Origin of the sequence: Spirosoma utsteinense (assembly GCF_014282275.1) — a bacterium.
GTDB classification, from domain to species: domain Bacteria; phylum Bacteroidota; class Bacteroidia; order Cytophagales; family Spirosomataceae; genus Spirosoma; species Spirosoma utsteinense.
In genome coordinates this window covers 37,573-53,279 of record NZ_VFIA01000008.1, presented here as the reverse complement: position 1 = coordinate 53,279, position 15,707 = coordinate 37,573, and the positions used below count along the sequence as shown (strand labels likewise).

Sequence of the window (15,707 nt, the reverse complement as noted above, 5' to 3'; positions counted from 1 at the left end):
AAGGCTTTGTTCTATCGGTATGGAAACGAACATGACCACATCCGCCCCTTTAACCGACGCCGACTTTATGGCGTCGATCCCCATCAACAAGTTTGTCCGGCTTCATTACTTCACCGACCTGCGCGAGTTCATCAAGACCGATGGGCTTACGAAAGCTATTGTCACTATCGACGGTGTCGACCACCTTGAGCTGGCTACGGGCGAACAAATTCCGCTGGATCGGGTAATTCGGGTTGATGGCCATATGTCGCCACGGTATCCCGGCTACGATGATTACTCCTGCGCTTGTTAGTACTACGTCGGTACCGACAGGTTAACCCCGAAATCTCAATAGATTTGCATTAGCTGACTGCTGGCTGGAGAAAACTCCCGGCCCGGTCAGCTATTTCTGTGCAATCTACCCGACTGGTACTTCTGTGAAAGCCCTCTGGCGTGACCTCCGTCACCACCTCCGCGCTGACTTTCGGCCTGATCTTTATATGGCTACGGGGCTGTGGCTGGCGTTACTTCTGTCGATCAATTACTATTTCGATGTTGAGGATTCGTACATCGACGCGTTCCAGAACGATCCGCGCTGGCCAGGACTTTACTTCGGGCTTTACGCTACGGCCTATTACGGCAGTGTCTGGATCTGGACGCACTTCCACCGTCGGGCCGACGTATGGCGTACCCGTGAATTCTGGCTGCGGAGTGGTACTGCCCTGGTTTGCTACTCGATCTATGCCGGTTTCTACGCCCACAATACCTGGAGCCAGCAACTGTTTGGGGGAGAGGTATTCGTTTTTCTGTATTACTGCTTCCGAAATCTGCAGTCGGTGTTAACGATTGTGTTGCCGCTCTATCTGTTCTACACGCTTATTGACCGGCAGCCGATGAATTTTTACGGGATGGCTCCCAGGCGGAAGGGGCTGGCGCTGTATGCCGTTATGCTGGCGCTGATGATTCCGCTCATTACCCTGGCGTCGTATCAGCCGGACTTTCTGGAATCGTATCCAACTTATGAAGACACCAACGCCAACGAGTTTTTCAAGGTACCTGAATGGGTAACTGCCTTTGTATACGAACTCTGTTACGGCTGGGACTTTGTCCCGACTGAGTTGCTGTTTCGGGGATTTCTGGTTCTTGGTATGAGTCGGCTACTGGGGCCGGGAGCCGTGTTGCCCATGGTGGTCTGGTACTGTGCCATCCATTTCGGACGACCGCTTGGCGAAGCCGTTTCGTCGGTGTTTGGCGGGTACCTGCTGGGCGTGCTGGCGCTGAGTACGCGCAGCATATGGGGTGGTTTGCTGATCCACATCGGTATTGCCTGGGGAATGGAGATTGCCGCCTTTCTTCAGCAGCGTTAGACAGTAAACTTACCGGCTCATTCCGCTTTTGACAGCGTCTCATCTTACCGCCTATGAACGCTGGAGTCGCCCTCGTTATGTGTTACGCCCTGGGAATTGCCGTTGGCGTGGCTCAACCTAATCCCGCCCGGCCCGATCTGTGCCAAGGTGCTTTCTATACCGAAGCTCAGGGAGCTGAGGCCCTGCGTGCCGCTTCCGGAACCCATCACGACCGGGCATCCTGGGAAACCCGGGCTGCTCAGATCCGGCAGGGCATTCGCGATGGAATGAACTTACCCGAAACCCCTCGATTTGCCCCGCTTCAACCAATTCGGCACGGTTTACGAAGGCTGAATGGGTATACCGTTGAAAACGTAACGTTCGAGAGTTTACCGGGCTTTTATGTAACGGGGAATCTGTACCGCCCCCTCCGTTCGTCGGGGAAACAGGCCGCAGTGCTCTGTCCGCACGGGCATGCCCCTAAGGAAGATGCCCGCTTTCAGGAGCAGACCCAGCAGCGCTGCGCAACCATGGCCCGTATGGGAGCCGTCGTATTCGTTTATGACATGCTCGGCTATGGCGATTCAAAGCAGTGTTCGCATAAAATACCTGAAGCGCTGAAACTTCAGATCCTGAATGGAATACGGGCACTTGACTTCCTGACCAGCCTTCCCGATGTGGATGCGAACCGTATTGCCGTATCGGGCGAATCGGGCGGGGGCACGCAAACGTTCCTGTTAACGGCGCTGGACTCCCGCGTCAAGGTTTCGGTACCGGTGGTAATGGTGTCGGCCCACTTTTTCGGCGGCTGTGTCTGCGAAAGCGGTATGCCGATCCACAAACGACCTACCCACCAGACAAGCAACGTTGAAATTGCCGCGCTGGCCGCGCCCCGACCGCTCTTGCTAATCTCGGATGGAAAGGACTGGACAAAGAATACACCCGATGTGGAGTTTCCGTATATCCAGACCGTTTACGCGTATTACAAAGCCAGCAGCCAGGTGGAGAACGTGCATCTGCCCACCGAAGGCCACGATTACGGGCCCAGCAAACGGGCGGCTGCTTACCGGTTTCTGGCCAGACACCTGAACCTGGATATAAATCGAGTACTGAAAAATGGCCAGATCGACGAGACGCCGAACACGCTCCTCGACCCGACTGCCCTGCAAGTCTTCAACGCCGAACATCCGCGCCCGGCCCATGCCGTAATGGGTGACGAAGCCGTTATGGCGTTGCTCAGGTAGGATCACCCCAAACTCACCAGCTCTGTCAGTTCCTCGTCGCTGAGGTCGCCGAGCCATGGTTCAGGCAGTACGTTGTACACGCAGTAGCTGACCTTCGGTGAGGTCATGCTGGCTTTTAAGGCAACTATCAACTCGGCGGGCAAGCGCATCGAAATCAGAATCTGCCTTACAAATTATAATGCCAGCATGATTTGGCTCCTGACCGTGCAGTTTGATAAAGTCTTTACGGTTTAGGGTTATCAGGCATCGACCCAGCGATGTTGTTAGTCGCAATAGTTCGTCATCGGGAATGGCTAGACCTGCTTGCCCAATTTGCAGTAATGTTTGTACATCATGGCCCATTTGCCGTAATACTTTCACGGCAGGCATGGGAAAATTTTCATCAGCGAACAGAAAAGCCATTAGTCAGCTTCGTTTTCGCTGATGGCTTCATCAATTTCTGATGAGTAAGTACGCACATAAGCCCAGGCATTCGCTAAGTCGGCAGCTCGGAGCGACGGATAGGCGACCAGCAAATCGGCATCGGTAGCGCCTAGTCGACGGGTTTGCTCAAGGAGCCATACCGGGATACGTGTACGAACAACACAGGCTACACCACCTGCGGGGCTTTCCTGGCGCTCGATACCCGGGAAGACATCACCTAAATCCTGCACGATCCATTGCAGAATCTGGGCTTTCTCGGCTCGCGACAAGCGACTCAGCATTTTTTCGGTTTCTAAAACGGCCGTGCTCATACGTTAAAGTTACAGGTTTTACCCCAAACTCACCAGCTCTGTCAGTTCCTCATCGCTGAGGTCGCCGAGCCAGGTTTCGCCGGTTTTGACGCTGAGGTCGGCGAGTTCGCGTTTGGAGCGGATCATGGCATCGATCTTCTCTTCCAGCGTTCCCTGATTCATGAGCCGGTAAACCAGTACGTTTTTTGTCTGGCCTATGCGGAAGGCGCGGTCTGTGGCCTGGCTCTCCACGGCGGGGTTCCACCACAAATCATAGTGGATGACGTGGTTGGCCTGGGTCAGGTTCAGCCCGGTGCCGCCTGCTTTGAGCGACAGGATGAAGGTGTGGTCGGAGCGGTTGCGCTGGAACTGCTCCACCATCTCATCACGATCGGCCCGCGAGGTGCCGCCGTGCAAAAACAGCGGCTGCTGCCCAAACGTCTGCTGAATAAACTGTTGCAGTAACTCGCCCATTTCCCGATACTGGGTAAAGATCAGTACCTTTTCATGGTTGGCGTAAATCGTCTCGAGCAGGTTGAGCAATAACGTTGCCTTGCCGGAAAGCGAGGGGGCCGCATTTCCTTTTTTCAGGTACTGATGCGGGTGGTTTCCGATCTGTTTGAGCGCCGTCATCAGTTTGAGCACCAGACCGCGCCGGGCAATACCATCCTTGTCTTCGATCGCCTGTAAACTTTCCTGCACCACGTTTTGATACAGGGCTGCCTGTTCGGGGGTGAGGGCGCAGAACTGATTGTTCTCAATTTTGTCAGGCAGGTCGCTGATGATAGTCTTGTCGGTTTTGATACGCCGGAGCAGAAAGGGACTCGTCACCCGCCGGAACTGATCGAGTTTCTGGTGGTCGCGCTCCTGCTGAATTGGCTTGCCAAACTCTTCGTTGAACTTGCTAAGCCCGCCCAGGTACCCTTTATTCACGAAATCCATGATGCTCCAGAACTCCGACAGCCGATTTTCGACAGGCGTACCGCTGAGTGCAATCCGGATAGGTGATTTCAGCGCTTTTACGGCCTTCGTTTGCTCTGTATCCGCATTCTTGATGTTTTGTGCTTCATCGATGATGACCACTGCCCAAGTCGTTTTCTTGATTGTATCGAGGTCTGAGCGGACTACCCCGTAGGTTGTCAGCAACAGGTCGTAGGCATCCGATGATGCCGGCAGCTTTCGGTTAGAGCCGTGGTATACGCGTGCCTGCAGGTCTGGTGCAAAGCGGGCAATTTCTTTTTGCCAGTTTGTAAGCAGTGTGGTGGGCAGCACAATCAGTCCTTTCTGCTTTTTGAAACGACCTTCCTGTTTAAACCTGAGCAGCAGGGCAATGATCTGCAGTGTTTTACCCAGACCCATGTCGTCGGCCAGCAGGCTGCCCATACCGAGGGCGGTATTCTTGACGAGCCAGTCGTAGCCGCGGTGCTGGTATGGCCGCAGGGTGGCGTTGAGCGTAGCGGGCAGGGGTTGTTCAGGGCTATCGATGAACGACTTGATGAGCGCCCGCACATCCGACGAGATGCCCAACCGCCCCCCCTTGTATTCTTCGGTCAGGGCTGCCCGCAACAGTTCAGGACCGGTTAATTCCGGCGGGCTTTCGAGCTGTTTGTAGAGCCTGGTGAGTTCGGTAGGGTCGAGCAGGACGTACTGGTCCTTGATCTTGACCAGCCCCGATGAGTTATTGACCAGTTTCTGAAAATCACGAATATCCACCATTTCGTCTCCCAGCGCTATCTGCCAGTCGAAGGTAAGCATATCATCCAGCCGCATGAATGAGTCGTTCTTGACGGCAACGTTGGCTTTGAGCCGTCCGCCTACCTGTGGCCGAACCCAATGCTTGAGCGACCGGGGTAGGAGGAGACTGATACCGAGTAGTTGCATACGGGGCAACGTATCCAGCAGCACCTTCACAAAATCCTGCGGTTTATAGAACAGGTGTGCCGGTGCGTCTTTCTGGGTTAGCCTGGCCAGATCCGGGAAGTGCCGCGAGAGGACCAGCAGATCCTGTAAAACAGCCATTCGGATGGGGGCGTGTTGTTTGTCGGTGAGCAGTTCGGCTAGTGGGATGGGGGCCGTCGTCTCGGGCGCTTCCCGGTCACGGATAAGCAGGCTGAGTCGAAATTCATCGCCGAGTTCATTGTCCTCCACCATCATGATGGGCACAAAGCGTTTGTGGCTCAGGAAAAAGTCATTCAGCCAGAGCTGCATGGCCAGCGGCATTTCCCGTTTGCCGAAGCCCTCGAACCGCAATGTTTCAATGCCAAAAAACAACCGGTCGGCATCTTCAAGCGGCCAGCGTTCCCAAAGTTCAATGGTCGTCTGCCTGATTGTCCGGCGCATCAGCAACGAGCACAGCATCAGCACCTGCTGCTCGTTGGGCAGTGCCAGAATATCTTTTTGCCAGCGTACCGTCAGTAACGTTGGCGATAGCTGGGATGTGAGCTGGCTTGCCAAATCCCGCACCGATTCATTGAGTGTTGCGGGGAGCCACCGTACCCGGTACTGCTCTTCGGTTGGTCCCACGCGCAGGAGTTGCGGCACAACCGCTCCCCGACGCAGCAGTACAGCTGCAAACTGCTGTGTGAGGTAAAGCCCCCGTACCGAATCGCTCATTTCAGGCCAGTCGGCCTCGGTAAGGGTGTCGAGCCAGCCTGTCAGATCATTCATACTAAAGTCTTTCAGCGGTCGGGGTTCGCCGTGCTCACTGAAGATGTTGATCTTTCGCAGCGACATAAGCTCATCGATCTGCACCTCAATACTATCGCTGGGGTCAGGAACGTCTTTCGCTTCGTTGGGTTTGGCAATGGCTGGTTTAACTTCAGCCTTACTGAATAACCTATAGGCTTTTGAAAGCGATTTATGGAAGTCGCTCTTGGCAAAGGTCACTTCAGGGGCCAGGAGGTCGAGCAGTTGATCGGTAAGCGGGGGGATGGTCGCAAAATCGAGGCCCGCCCGGATGGTGTCATCTGGTTTCCAGTCTTCGTCTTCTTCAGGAATATCTTCGGTACACAGCTCTTTGAAGGAGAGCACCGCTTCAATACCCCTACCGGGGGCGTCGACCTTTAACTTCTGCAATTCGGTAAGAATATCCAGCCCTTTCAGCTGGAAAACCAGAAACGGGTTCCGATCGATCTCGTTGGCGATAACATAGACGACCGCTGCGAGGTGCTTGCAGGGAATAGCATAGTCGGGGCAGGAGCAACCCATCGTCAGATCGTCGAACGTATGGGGGAACAGTTGGATACCTTTTTCCTGAGCAAATTCTGTTAGTTCGCCTGGCAACTGGCGGTTTAACAGCTGTGCCAGAATAACGGGGTTTTCCTGTATTTCGGTAAGCAGCAGTTCGTTCTCCTGATCAGAAAACAGCGGTACGGATAGTTTGGACCGGTACGGCCGGGGGGCTGACCCTTTGATAGAGGCACTGATCTGGTTCCCGTCAATTTTCAGCCCCTGTACGGCTCCTTTGTTGGCGTAGGTTTTTCCGCGCGGCAGGCGGTTAGCCATGTCGATGCTGGTCAGCGCATTAAGCCACTGTTGTCCCCACCACGTTTTGCCGTAGGTGATGCGTTCCGCCATGCTTGTTGATTTGGGTAATGATTCAAGTACAAAAATAAGGTATTCGACCAAGCTTAGTCATATCTCCATAAACTCAGCTTTCTGGCCTTCACACAACCCATAAACGTGACTATTAGTTGGTCTATTGACTCCGGGCAGTATGAAAAATACCCTGCTGCGGCTTCTTATAGCAAGCCATAACAGGGTATTCGTAACAAAACCAGGTACTGCCTATCGTTTAGATAAGCTATTTAATCGATCCTGTCGAAACCGCAGTAAGGGACCAAAACGGCTGGAATGTTGATTCCGTCGGGTGTCTGGTTGTTTTCGAGGATAGACGCCAGGATCCGGGGCAGTGCCAGTGCCGACCCGTTCAGGGTATGCAGCAGCTGCATCTTTGCCGGCCCATCACCCCGGTCCAGTTTGCTGCGTAGCTTAAGCCGGTTAGCCTGATAGGTCTCAAAGTTTGACACCGAGCTAACCTCCAGCCAGCGCTCCTGGGCCGCCGACCACACTTCCATGTCGTAAGTCAGGGCCGAGGTGAATCCCATGTCGCCCCCGCAAAGCCGCAGAACCCGGTAAGGCAGTTCCAGTTTTTGCAGCAATGATTGAACATACTGGCTCATTTCCTCGAGCGCAGCATACGAGTTTTCCGGCTTCTCGATACGTACGATCTCAACTTTATCGAACTGGTGCAGGCGATTCAACCCCCGAACGTGCGCACCCCATGAACCGGCTTCGCGCCGGAAACAGGGCGTGTAGCCGACGTTTTTGATGGGAAGCTGGTTTTCGGGCAGGATAACGTCGCGGTAAATATTGGTAATGGGTACCTCGGCCGTTGGAATCAGGTACAGCTTATCTTCAGTTGCGAAGTACATCTGCCCTTCTTTGTCGGGAAGTTGTCCCGTTCCGAAGCCCGACTCTTCATTGATCAGGATTGGCGGCTGCACCTCCATGAATCCGGCTTTCAGCGCTTCGTCGAGGAAGAAGTTGATCATGGCCCGTTGAATTCGGGCACCCTTGCCTTTGTAGACCGGGAAGCCCGCTCCCGAAATTTTTACGCCTAGTTTGAAATCGATGATATCGTATTTCTCGATCAACTCCCAGTGTGGCTGCGCGTTGGTGTGTAGCGTTGGGATGGTACCATGTTCAGCGATAACCTCATTGTCGTCAGCTGCGCGGCCTTCAGGAACGCTGCTGTGGGGCAGGTTCGGAAGCGTCACCAGTAATGCCTGCAAGTCGGTTTCGATTTGGCGAAGAGCATCACCGAGTTCTTTCGAGCGGGCTTTCAGTTCGGCGGTTTCGGCTTTGGCTGCGTCGGCTGCGGTTTTGTCGCCCGCTTTCATAAGTGCACCGATCTGGCCTGCCCTGATGTTAGACTGGGCCAGTACATTATCGAGTTCGCTCTGGGTATCGCGCCGTTGCTGGTCGAGCGTGATCAGTTGATCCACAACAGTCTCGGCGTTGGCGAAGTGTTTTTTGCGCAGTCCGGCCAGCGTCGTTTCTTTATTTTCGCGGATGAAGGAAAGTTGAAGCATTCAGATTACTGTTTAGCAAGGGAGGTAATTACAGTGACAAAGTGTTGCGCATCGTCGATAAATGCGCCTAGTTTTTCCTCGTCGAAATCGATGAAATCCTCATAATCGGCTTCGTTTCGCGTATCGAAAAGTTTTTGATAGAGTTTACCCCATACTATATCCACTAGCCCTGATTTAATAAAGTGCTGGCTGAGCATGATTTTAACACCTTTGTGGGTATAGGTATCCATATCATTTTTGGCTAGCAGTGCTAATACGGCGTAAAAGCAAGCGTAGTAAAGCCTGTTGGCCACGCCATTCCAATTGCCCGATGCCGCTAATGTTCTGGCGGCATCAAGGGTTTTGTTAGCCCGTTCGATGCGATAGGCTATCAGGTCATCTTTTGTCCGACTCATACCAGCTTACTATCGCGTTTGATATTACGGTATAGCGGAGTGACGCCATAATCTTCCTCCCATTCCTGTTTAGAATGGATAATGGACCCAATAACCTTTGCGCTGGATAGTTCTATTTCGAACAGATAGTCACGCAGTTGATTTTTAAGATGTTTGTCCGCTGGCCCCTCTGTCAAGACCAGAAAATCCCAGTCAGAGTCCTCCCGCGCGTCGCCCCGCGCCCGCGACCCAAACAGCCACACTTCGGCTTGCGGATCGACCCGGTGAACGTACCGCTTAATTTCCTGTAAGAACTGAGCGTCTGTCATGCATGATAAGGCATTTACTGGTTGAGTAATGCCGCATTACTCAACCACGACTACGTTATACCGAAAATAGCCCTTCGTTGAGCGCGTTGAGTGCCTGCGCTTTGTAGGTTCCGTGTACCAGCATCGACAGGTTGCTTTCGGTGCCGCCGTACGAAATCATCCGAATTGGAATGTTCTTCATCGCATCGAACACCCGTACGGCTACCCCTTCGTTGTCGGCGCTGAAGTTACCCACGATGCAGATAATGGTCTGGTCGTAATCCGGTTCTTCCAGGCTACAGAACGTGCTCAGCTCGGCTGTTATCTCGTCAATACGCTCGGTATTATCGATCGTAACCGACACCGATACCTCCGACGTAGCCAGCATATCGACGGGTGTCTTGTATTTCTCGAAAATCTCGAAAATACGACGCAGGAATCCGTAGGCGTTCAGCATACGGCTGGAGTGAATATAAAGCGCTGTGATACCATCCTTTGCCGCCACCGCTTTAAACACCTGATCGCTGGCTGCTGGTGCGTCTGTCCGTTCGGCGATAAGCGTGCCCGGAGCTGCCGGGTCCATGGTGTTCTTCAGCCGGACGGGTACGCCAAACATGCGGGCGGGGGTGATTGTCGACGGGTGCAGGATCTTAGCCCCGAAATAGGCCAGCTCTGCCGCTTCGTCGAAGGTCAGCTCACGAACGGGAAACGTATTCTTTACAATACGCGGATCGTTATTGTGCATGCCGTCGATGTCGGTCCAGATCTGGATTTCGTCGGCCCGGATGGCCCCGCCAATCAGCGATGCGGTATAATCGGAACCACCCCGCTTCAGGTTGTCGACCTCGCCACGGGGATTACGGCAAATGAATCCCTGGGTAACGATGATCTGTTTATCGGTATGCTGGGGCAACATCTCGGCCAGCCGCTGCTCCGTAAACTGGATCTCCGGTTCGTTGTCGGCGTCGATCCGCATAAACTCCAGCGCAGGCAGCAAGGTCGACGCGACGCCCTCCTCGGTCAGGTAGGCCTGAAATAGCTGCGTACTCAGTAGCTCACCTTCAGCCACCAGTTCTTTCTCCTGTTTGAGCGTAAACGGCTTGATCCGCGTCAGCGACCGGATAAACGAAAACTCGTTGTCCACGGCCTGCTGGCCGGCGGTTTTGCCTGCGTCGGTTGCGTAAAGTTCACCGATGAACTGGTCGTAATGCGCCTTAAGCGCGTCGATTTTTGCGTTAGCACCATCATCGTCGTTCGCCTTGAGCGATTCGCCGATGGCCAGCAAACCATTGGTCGTGCCCGAAAGCGCCGACAGAACAACAATTTTACGGGTATTATCGCCCGTAATGAGGGTGCGGATGGACTGCATGCGCTCGGGCTTCCCGACCGACGTGCCGCCGAATTTCCAGACGTGCATTTTTAATGAGTGAATTAGGGAATGAGTGATTGGATAAACAGTTTGTGTGCTATATCATGCGCACATCCTATTATTCACGTAGTTGAAATTAGAACTTACTATACACCTGTTTTTGCAGCCCCAGCATTTTAATAGCCGTAATAGCCGCTTCGTCGCCTTTGTTACCATGTTTGCCGCCCGCCCGGTCGAGAGCCTGCTGCTGATCATTAGGGGTCAGGACGCCGAAAATGACAGGCTTGCCGGTTTTCAGGCTGACGTTGGTCAGGCCCTGAGCTACCGCATGGTTGATGTAGTCATTGTGTTTGGTTTCGCCCTGAATAACGCAACCGAGTGCAATAACCGCATCGATATCGTCGCGCTGAGCAAACCAGAGCGCTCCCAGGCTCAACTCATAACTGCCCGGCACGTTACCACGAATAATATTCTCTGGCTTCGATCCATGCTGGATGAGGGTTTGGTAGGCACCATCGAACAACGCTTCGGTAACGTCGGTGTTCCACTCCGACACCAGAATGACGAATCGGCGGTGACTGATATCGGGTAATTCGTCTGTAGAGAAGACGCTGAGGTTCTTATCGGCTGAAGACATAGTTGAGGACGTGGGCGTCCGGGCTACAGGTTATAAAAAAAGGGACAAAACCCGGTTTGGCTTTGTCCCTTGCTGTATTGATTAGTTCAGATACGCTTATGACTCGCCGACCGCTGCTTCGAGCACGGATTTATACTTCCTGGCACTAACGGCCTCGGCAGACTGAGCGTACTTTTCGATGATCTCGTTATAAGCACTAACGGCTTTATCGTTTTGCTTGGCCTGCTCATAAGCAATGGCCAGCTTCATGAGGTAGCCGGGCGTAAAGAACTTGTTCGACTTATAGTCGGCTGCTTTCCGGTACTGGTCGGCTGCTTCGTCGAAACTCTTCTTTTCCATGTAAGCGTCCCCAATCAATGCATACGCACGAGCCTGCACCAGCAGATCCGACGAGCTGAAATTTTTCAGGTGATCGATGGCTTCATCATACTTCCCCTGCTTTAACAAACCCAGACCAGCATAGAAGTTGGCCAGGTTTCCGGCGTCTGTGGAACCGTAGTTGTCAGCAACGGCCAGCAAACCGGGGGTTCTGCCGTCCCCGTTAAGGGCCTGCTTGAGCGAGTCGGATTCAACTTTATAAATGGACGGAAATAGTTCTACCTGGGCTGTTTCGTCCTGGCTCCCTACATAGGCACGGTAGCCAAAGAAGGCAACAAGCAGCAGTACGATACCGCCAACTACACCTAAAACAATGTTCCGATTTTGATCAAAAAAATCGCCAACATCTTCCAGCTTATTTTCTAATGCGTCCGGGTCTTCTAAAAAATCCAAGCCGGTGTTCTTTTTGCTCATGTTTTTGCAATTTGGATTGCAAAATTAGAACTATTTGTCCGAGTGGAAAAGCATAACGGTCAAAACTTTACGAATTGGTTTCTTCTTTTAAGATCATATCCCGAACTGCCATCACTTCAGAGGAACGAACCATTCTGATTTGGTGGGGTAGTAGCGTCTCAACAGCGACCGATTCGCCGGTGAGCGTCACAAACTCAACCTCAAAGGCCTTTCCCTCATTGTATACTGTTAAAATTGTACCTACATCGCCCGCTCTCAGGCGTTCATTGGCTGTATTGTCCTGCAAAACCACTAAATCAAACTCGTCCATACTTTACTACACTGTTTTTAAAGAGTAAACGAGTGACATTTCTGGTTGTTTTACAGAAAAGCGTACATTTGTGCCGCTAATCTTTTAAAGGGGTGCCCTAATACAACGGGCTGAGATTATACCCATTGAACCTGCCCGGGTAATGCCGGGAAGGGAACTGGAGTTCAATACACACTTATTTACCATCTAACCAAAGGTAGGATTGGCCCCTTGCCTATCGTCAAACTTTTTCATTATGAAAAAAGCGACGACCTGCTTTTTCCTTCTGATTGCCGCATTATGGCTATCAGCCACGCCTGTACAGGCCCAATTCTCACTATCCGGAACGGTTCGTGATGTCGATGAGCCCGCTACGTCCGGCAGTGCGCTGCCCGGCGCAGCTATTACCATTGAGGGTACCTACATCGGTACGTTCACCGATGCCAGCGGAGCCTTCCGCCTTACAAATCTTAAGCCTGGGTCGATTGTGGTGCGTGTTTCGCTGCTGGGCTATGAATCGCAAACGCAAACACTGGACCTGACCCAAAATGCCACCTTACCCGTGCTGTTGAAAAAGTCGGCCATTGCGGTCGATGAGGTGGTGGTCAGTGCCACCCGGGCCAATCAAAAATCAGCTATAGCGTATACAGATGTATCGCGCCGGGATCTGGACAAGCTCAACCTGGGTCAGGATATCCCGCAGCTACTCAACTTTACGCCGTCTATCGTGACTACCTCCGATGCGGGCGCGGGCGTTGGTTATACCGGTATCCGGATCCGGGGGTCCGACGCTACGCGTGTGAACGTGACGTTGAACGGTATTCCTTATAACGACGCCGAATCGCAGGGGACATTCTTTGTCAACATGCCTGACTTTGCCTCATCGGTGAGCAGCATCCAGATTCAGCGGGGTGTGGGCACCTCAACCAACGGGGCCGGGGCGTTTGGGGCGTCGGTCAACATTCAGACGAACAAGCTGGAAGCCAAGCCCTACGCTGAAGTGAACTTGTCGGCTGGTTCCTTCGGCACGCGCAAAGTGAACGTGATGGCCGGGACAGGGTTGCTCAATAATCACTTTGTGCTGGATGCCCGGCTTTCGAAAATAAATTCCGATGGTTATGTCGACCGGGCGTTTTCGGATCTGAAGTCATTTTACTTATCCGGCGGGTATTACACCGATAAAAGTTTTATCCGGCTCAACGTGTTTTCGGGGCAGGAGCAGACTTACCAGTCGTGGGGTGGGGTACCAGAAAGTTTGCTTCGAACCAATCGAACGTACAACGTCTACACCTATGACAACGAGACCGATAATTATCAGCAGGATAACTATCAGTTGATAGCGTCGCACGAACTAAGCCGGAACTGGCGGCTCAATACGTCGTTCTTCTACACAAAAGGACGGGGTTATTATGAGCAGTACCGGGATAACGACCGATTCAGCAACTACGGCTTGCCCAACGTCGTTATTGGTGATTCGACCATCGAACGGACCGATATCGTTCGGCGTCGCTGGCTGGATAACGATTATTACGGAACCGTTTTCTCCCTCGATTACAATAGCTTCGGTAAGTTGACGGCTAACATCGGTGGCGGCTGGAACCAGTATAAAGGTGGTCACTTTGGCGAGATCATCTGGGCGCGGGTTGCGGGTAACACCACGATCCGGGATCGGTATTACGACGACAACGCCACAAAAAATGATTTCAACCTGTATGCAAAGGCGTTCTATCAGTTCAATGCCAAACTTAACGGGTTTGCCGATATGCAGGTCCGAACGGTCAACTACTCGTTTCTGGGTTTCAACAGTCAACTGCAAAATGTTCAGCAGTCGGCCGATCTAACGTTTTTCAACCCTAAAGCAGGTCTGACGTATGTTCTCAATGACCGTAGTACGGTCTATGCATCGGTGGGGGTAGGGAACCGCGAGCCGAACCGGGACGATTATACCCAGTCGACACCACAAAGTCGCCCCAGAGCGGAACGACTGATCGATTACGAAGCGGGGTATAAAATTCAGTCGAGCCGACTGGCCTTCACGGCAAACGCTTACTACATGAACTACCGGAATCAGCTGGTATTATCGGGCCGACTAAACGACGTAGGTGCGGCTAACCGCGTTAATATTCCTATCAGTTACCGCGCTGGTGTCGAACTGGAAGCGGGCGCACGGCTGGCTAAAAAGCTGCGCTGGAACGTCAATGCGACCTTTAGTCAGAACAAAGTCAGGAATTTTACCGAGTATCTGGACAACTTCGACAATGGAAGCCAGGAGAGCCGTGACTACCGCGAAACCGATATTTCGTTTTCTCCCAACGTGATTGGTGGGTCGCAGTTGCTGTTTACACCGGCCAAAGGTCTGGAGCTTGGTCTGTTGTCTAAGTATGTAAGCAAACAGTACCTGGATAACACCTCCAATGAAAGCCGGAGCCTGGATGCTTACTTTACAAACGACATCCGGATCATTTACGCCATCAAGCCCAGGTTTGCTCAGGAAATTACGTTTACGCTACTGTTCAATAACGTCCTGAATGAGTTGTATGAGTCGAACGGCTATACGTATGCTTATATCTCGGAAGGAAAAGTCACTGCCGATAATGGCTATTACCCACAGGCAGGGCGAAACTTCCTGGCTGGCGTTCGGCTGCGGTTTTAGAATTTATTCAAGGGTTTTATGTTCGCCTGAGTTTATCTGACTTTGTACTGAACTGTATCCTGGCCCGCTACGTCCGGGAGTGAAGACAGCCAATCACCCGGACGTGGCCGTCCAGGATACAGGGTAATACGATTAATGTTGCATATCGCGAATAAGCTTACTGGCGAAGATAAACTCGTTCAATTCGCTGACATTAGACTGTGTGAGGGTAGCGCTGTTGCCCTCCCACAGTTTTTTGCCTTCGTAGAGAAACATAATTTTATCGCCAATTTCCATCATCGAGTTCATGTCGTGGGTAATAACGACTGTAGTGATTTTGTACTCGTCGGTAATTTCTTTGATGAGCTGATCGATCTTTATGGATGTCAGCGGATCGAGCCCGGAGTTAGGTTCGTCGCAGAACAGGTATTTGGGGTTCAGCACGATTGCCCGGGCAATACCTACCCGCTTTTTCATACCACCACTGATCTCTGACGGCATCCGGTCGGCGGCCTCTTCCAGTCCAACCCGTTGCAGGCATTCCCGCGCCCGGTCCAGTTTGTCATTTTCTGCGTGATCGGTGAGCATATCGAGTGGGAAACGAACATTTTCCAGTACCGTTTTTGAGTCGAACAAAGCCGACCCCTGAAAGAGAACCCCCATTTCGCGCCGGATCACTTTCTGATCGTCTTCATTAACGGTCAGAAAATTACGGCCGTCGTAAAGAACTTCGCCCTCATCTGGTTTGATCAGGCCAATCATGCACTTCAGCAGTACGCTTTTCCCTGTACCGCTACCACCGATAATCAGGCTTGTCTGGCCCGGTTGAAACGAACCGTCGATACCCGCTAATACCTGCCGGTCGCCGAACGTTTTTGCTATGTGTTTAATATCGATCATTCTCGTCTAAGGAGTGAATGAGCGAGTGAGC

At 52.5% G+C, this 15,707-nt stretch carries 15 protein-coding genes; 4 read left to right on the top strand and 11 right to left on the bottom strand.

Annotation, left to right across the window (positions count from 1 at the left end):
- Positions 1-31 precede the first annotated feature (31 nt).
- From FH603_RS08120 to FH603_RS08110, 3 genes are all read left to right on the top strand, one after another.
- Positions 32-292 (top strand): hypothetical protein, encoded by a 261-nt coding sequence (locus FH603_RS08120; RefSeq protein WP_244967995.1) that lies wholly within the window; start codon positions 32-34, stop codon positions 290-292.
- Between the two features lie 124 nt (positions 293-416).
- Positions 417-1,346 (top strand): CPBP family intramembrane glutamic endopeptidase, encoded by a 930-nt coding sequence (locus tag FH603_RS08115; protein WP_186736971.1) that lies wholly within the window; start codon positions 417-419, stop codon positions 1,344-1,346.
- A 53-nt stretch (positions 1,347-1,399) separates the two neighbouring features.
- A complete protein-coding gene (locus FH603_RS08110; RefSeq protein ID WP_186736970.1) occupies positions 1,400-2,569 on the top strand; it encodes an alpha/beta hydrolase family protein in 1,170 nt (389 codons plus the stop codon).
- Between the two features lie 60 nt (positions 2,570-2,629).
- On the opposite strand, the gene FH603_RS08105 is transcribed toward FH603_RS08110, so the two are convergent.
- The 10 genes from FH603_RS08105 to FH603_RS08060 all read right to left on the bottom strand — a co-directional run bounded on the left by FH603_RS08105 (position 2,630) and on the right by FH603_RS08060 (position 12,165).
- Positions 2,630-2,971 (bottom strand): DUF5615 family PIN-like protein, encoded by a 342-nt coding sequence (locus FH603_RS08105; RefSeq protein ID WP_186736969.1) that lies wholly within the window; start codon positions 2,969-2,971, stop codon positions 2,630-2,632.
- Positions 2,971-3,303 (bottom strand): DUF433 domain-containing protein, encoded by a 333-nt coding sequence (locus tag FH603_RS08100; protein WP_186736968.1) that lies wholly within the window; start codon positions 3,301-3,303, stop codon positions 2,971-2,973. Before FH603_RS08100 ends, FH603_RS08105 begins: the two co-directional genes overlap by 1 nt.
- An 18-nt stretch (positions 3,304-3,321) precedes the next feature.
- On the bottom strand, positions 3,322-6,858 hold the full coding sequence (locus tag FH603_RS08095; RefSeq protein WP_186736967.1) for a DEAD/DEAH box helicase: 3,537 nt from the start codon (positions 6,856-6,858) through the stop codon (positions 3,322-3,324).
- 230 nt (positions 6,859-7,088) lie between these two features.
- Entirely contained in the window at positions 7,089-8,375 is a 1,287-nt protein-coding gene (gene serS / locus FH603_RS08090; protein WP_186736966.1) for a serine--tRNA ligase, read from the bottom strand.
- A gap of 5 nt (positions 8,376-8,380) precedes the next feature.
- Positions 8,381-8,770: a HEPN domain-containing protein gene (locus tag FH603_RS08085; RefSeq protein WP_186736965.1), complete on the bottom strand. Its 390-nt coding sequence runs from the start codon at positions 8,768-8,770 to the stop codon at positions 8,381-8,383.
- Positions 8,767-9,078, bottom strand: coding sequence for a nucleotidyltransferase domain-containing protein (locus FH603_RS08080; RefSeq protein WP_186736964.1), 312 nt, complete (start codon positions 9,076-9,078; stop codon positions 8,767-8,769). The genes FH603_RS08085 and FH603_RS08080 overlap by 4 nt, the downstream gene beginning before the upstream one ends.
- Before the next feature lie 55 nt (positions 9,079-9,133).
- A complete protein-coding gene (locus FH603_RS08075; RefSeq protein WP_186736963.1) occupies positions 9,134-10,474 on the bottom strand; it encodes an aspartate kinase in 1,341 nt (446 codons plus the stop codon).
- Positions 10,475-10,562: 88 nt separating this feature from the next.
- Positions 10,563-11,063: a 6,7-dimethyl-8-ribityllumazine synthase gene (ribH, locus tag FH603_RS08070; protein WP_186736962.1), complete on the bottom strand. Its 501-nt coding sequence runs from the start codon at positions 11,061-11,063 to the stop codon at positions 10,563-10,565.
- 96 nt (positions 11,064-11,159) lie between these two features.
- Positions 11,160-11,855, bottom strand: a complete 696-nt coding sequence (locus FH603_RS08065) for a tetratricopeptide repeat protein (protein WP_186736961.1) — start codon at positions 11,853-11,855, stop codon at positions 11,160-11,162.
- 67 nt (positions 11,856-11,922) lie between these two features.
- Positions 11,923-12,165, bottom strand: coding sequence for a DUF4926 domain-containing protein (locus tag FH603_RS08060; protein ID WP_186736960.1), 243 nt, complete (start codon positions 12,163-12,165; stop codon positions 11,923-11,925).
- Positions 12,166-12,400: 235 nt separating this feature from the next.
- Between FH603_RS08060 and FH603_RS08055 the strand changes: the two genes are divergently transcribed.
- Positions 12,401-14,797: a TonB-dependent receptor gene (locus FH603_RS08055; protein ID WP_186736959.1), complete on the top strand. Its 2,397-nt coding sequence runs from the start codon at positions 12,401-12,403 to the stop codon at positions 14,795-14,797.
- A 132-nt stretch (positions 14,798-14,929) separates the two neighbouring features.
- On the opposite strand, the gene FH603_RS08050 is transcribed toward FH603_RS08055, so the two are convergent.
- Positions 14,930-15,676: an ABC transporter ATP-binding protein gene (locus FH603_RS08050; protein ID WP_186736958.1), complete on the bottom strand. Its 747-nt coding sequence runs from the start codon at positions 15,674-15,676 to the stop codon at positions 14,930-14,932.
- Positions 15,677-15,707 lie beyond the last annotated feature (31 nt).

What these genes read in the sequence shown, in the direction of transcription:
- FH603_RS08060 (WP_186736960.1), bottom strand. Translation starts at nt 12,165, where the DNA reads ATGGACGAGTTTGATTTAGTGGTTTTGCAGGACAATACAGCCAATGAA.
- FH603_RS08085 (WP_186736965.1), bottom strand. Translation starts at nt 8,770, where the DNA reads ATGAGTCGGACAAAAGATGACCTGATAGCCTATCGCATCGAACGGGCT.
- ribH (WP_186736962.1), bottom strand. Translation starts at nt 11,063, where the DNA reads ATGTCTTCAGCCGATAAGAACCTCAGCGTCTTCTCTACAGACGAATTA.
- FH603_RS08055 (WP_186736959.1), top strand. Translation starts at nt 12,401, where the DNA reads ATGAAAAAAGCGACGACCTGCTTTTTCCTTCTGATTGCCGCATTATGG.
- FH603_RS08050 (WP_186736958.1), bottom strand. Translation starts at nt 15,676, where the DNA reads ATGATCGATATTAAACACATAGCAAAAACGTTCGGCGACCGGCAGGTA.
- FH603_RS08075 (WP_186736963.1), bottom strand. Translation starts at nt 10,474, where the DNA reads ATGCACGTCTGGAAATTCGGCGGCACGTCGGTCGGGAAGCCCGAGCGC.
- FH603_RS08080 (WP_186736964.1), bottom strand. Translation starts at nt 9,078, where the DNA reads ATGACAGACGCTCAGTTCTTACAGGAAATTAAGCGGTACGTTCACCGG.
- FH603_RS08100 (WP_186736968.1), bottom strand. Translation starts at nt 3,303, where the DNA reads ATGAGCACGGCCGTTTTAGAAACCGAAAAAATGCTGAGTCGCTTGTCG.
- FH603_RS08095 (WP_186736967.1), bottom strand. Translation starts at nt 6,858, where the DNA reads ATGGCGGAACGCATCACCTACGGCAAAACGTGGTGGGGACAACAGTGG.
- FH603_RS08065 (WP_186736961.1), bottom strand. Translation starts at nt 11,855, where the DNA reads ATGAGCAAAAAGAACACCGGCTTGGATTTTTTAGAAGACCCGGACGCA.
- serS (WP_186736966.1), bottom strand. Translation starts at nt 8,375, where the DNA reads ATGCTTCAACTTTCCTTCATCCGCGAAAATAAAGAAACGACGCTGGCC.
- FH603_RS08110 (WP_186736970.1), top strand. Translation starts at nt 1,400, where the DNA reads ATGAACGCTGGAGTCGCCCTCGTTATGTGTTACGCCCTGGGAATTGCC.
- FH603_RS08105 (WP_186736969.1), bottom strand. Translation starts at nt 2,971, where the DNA reads ATGGCTTTTCTGTTCGCTGATGAAAATTTTCCCATGCCTGCCGTGAAA.
- FH603_RS08120 (WP_244967995.1), top strand. Translation starts at nt 32, where the DNA reads ATGACCACATCCGCCCCTTTAACCGACGCCGACTTTATGGCGTCGATC.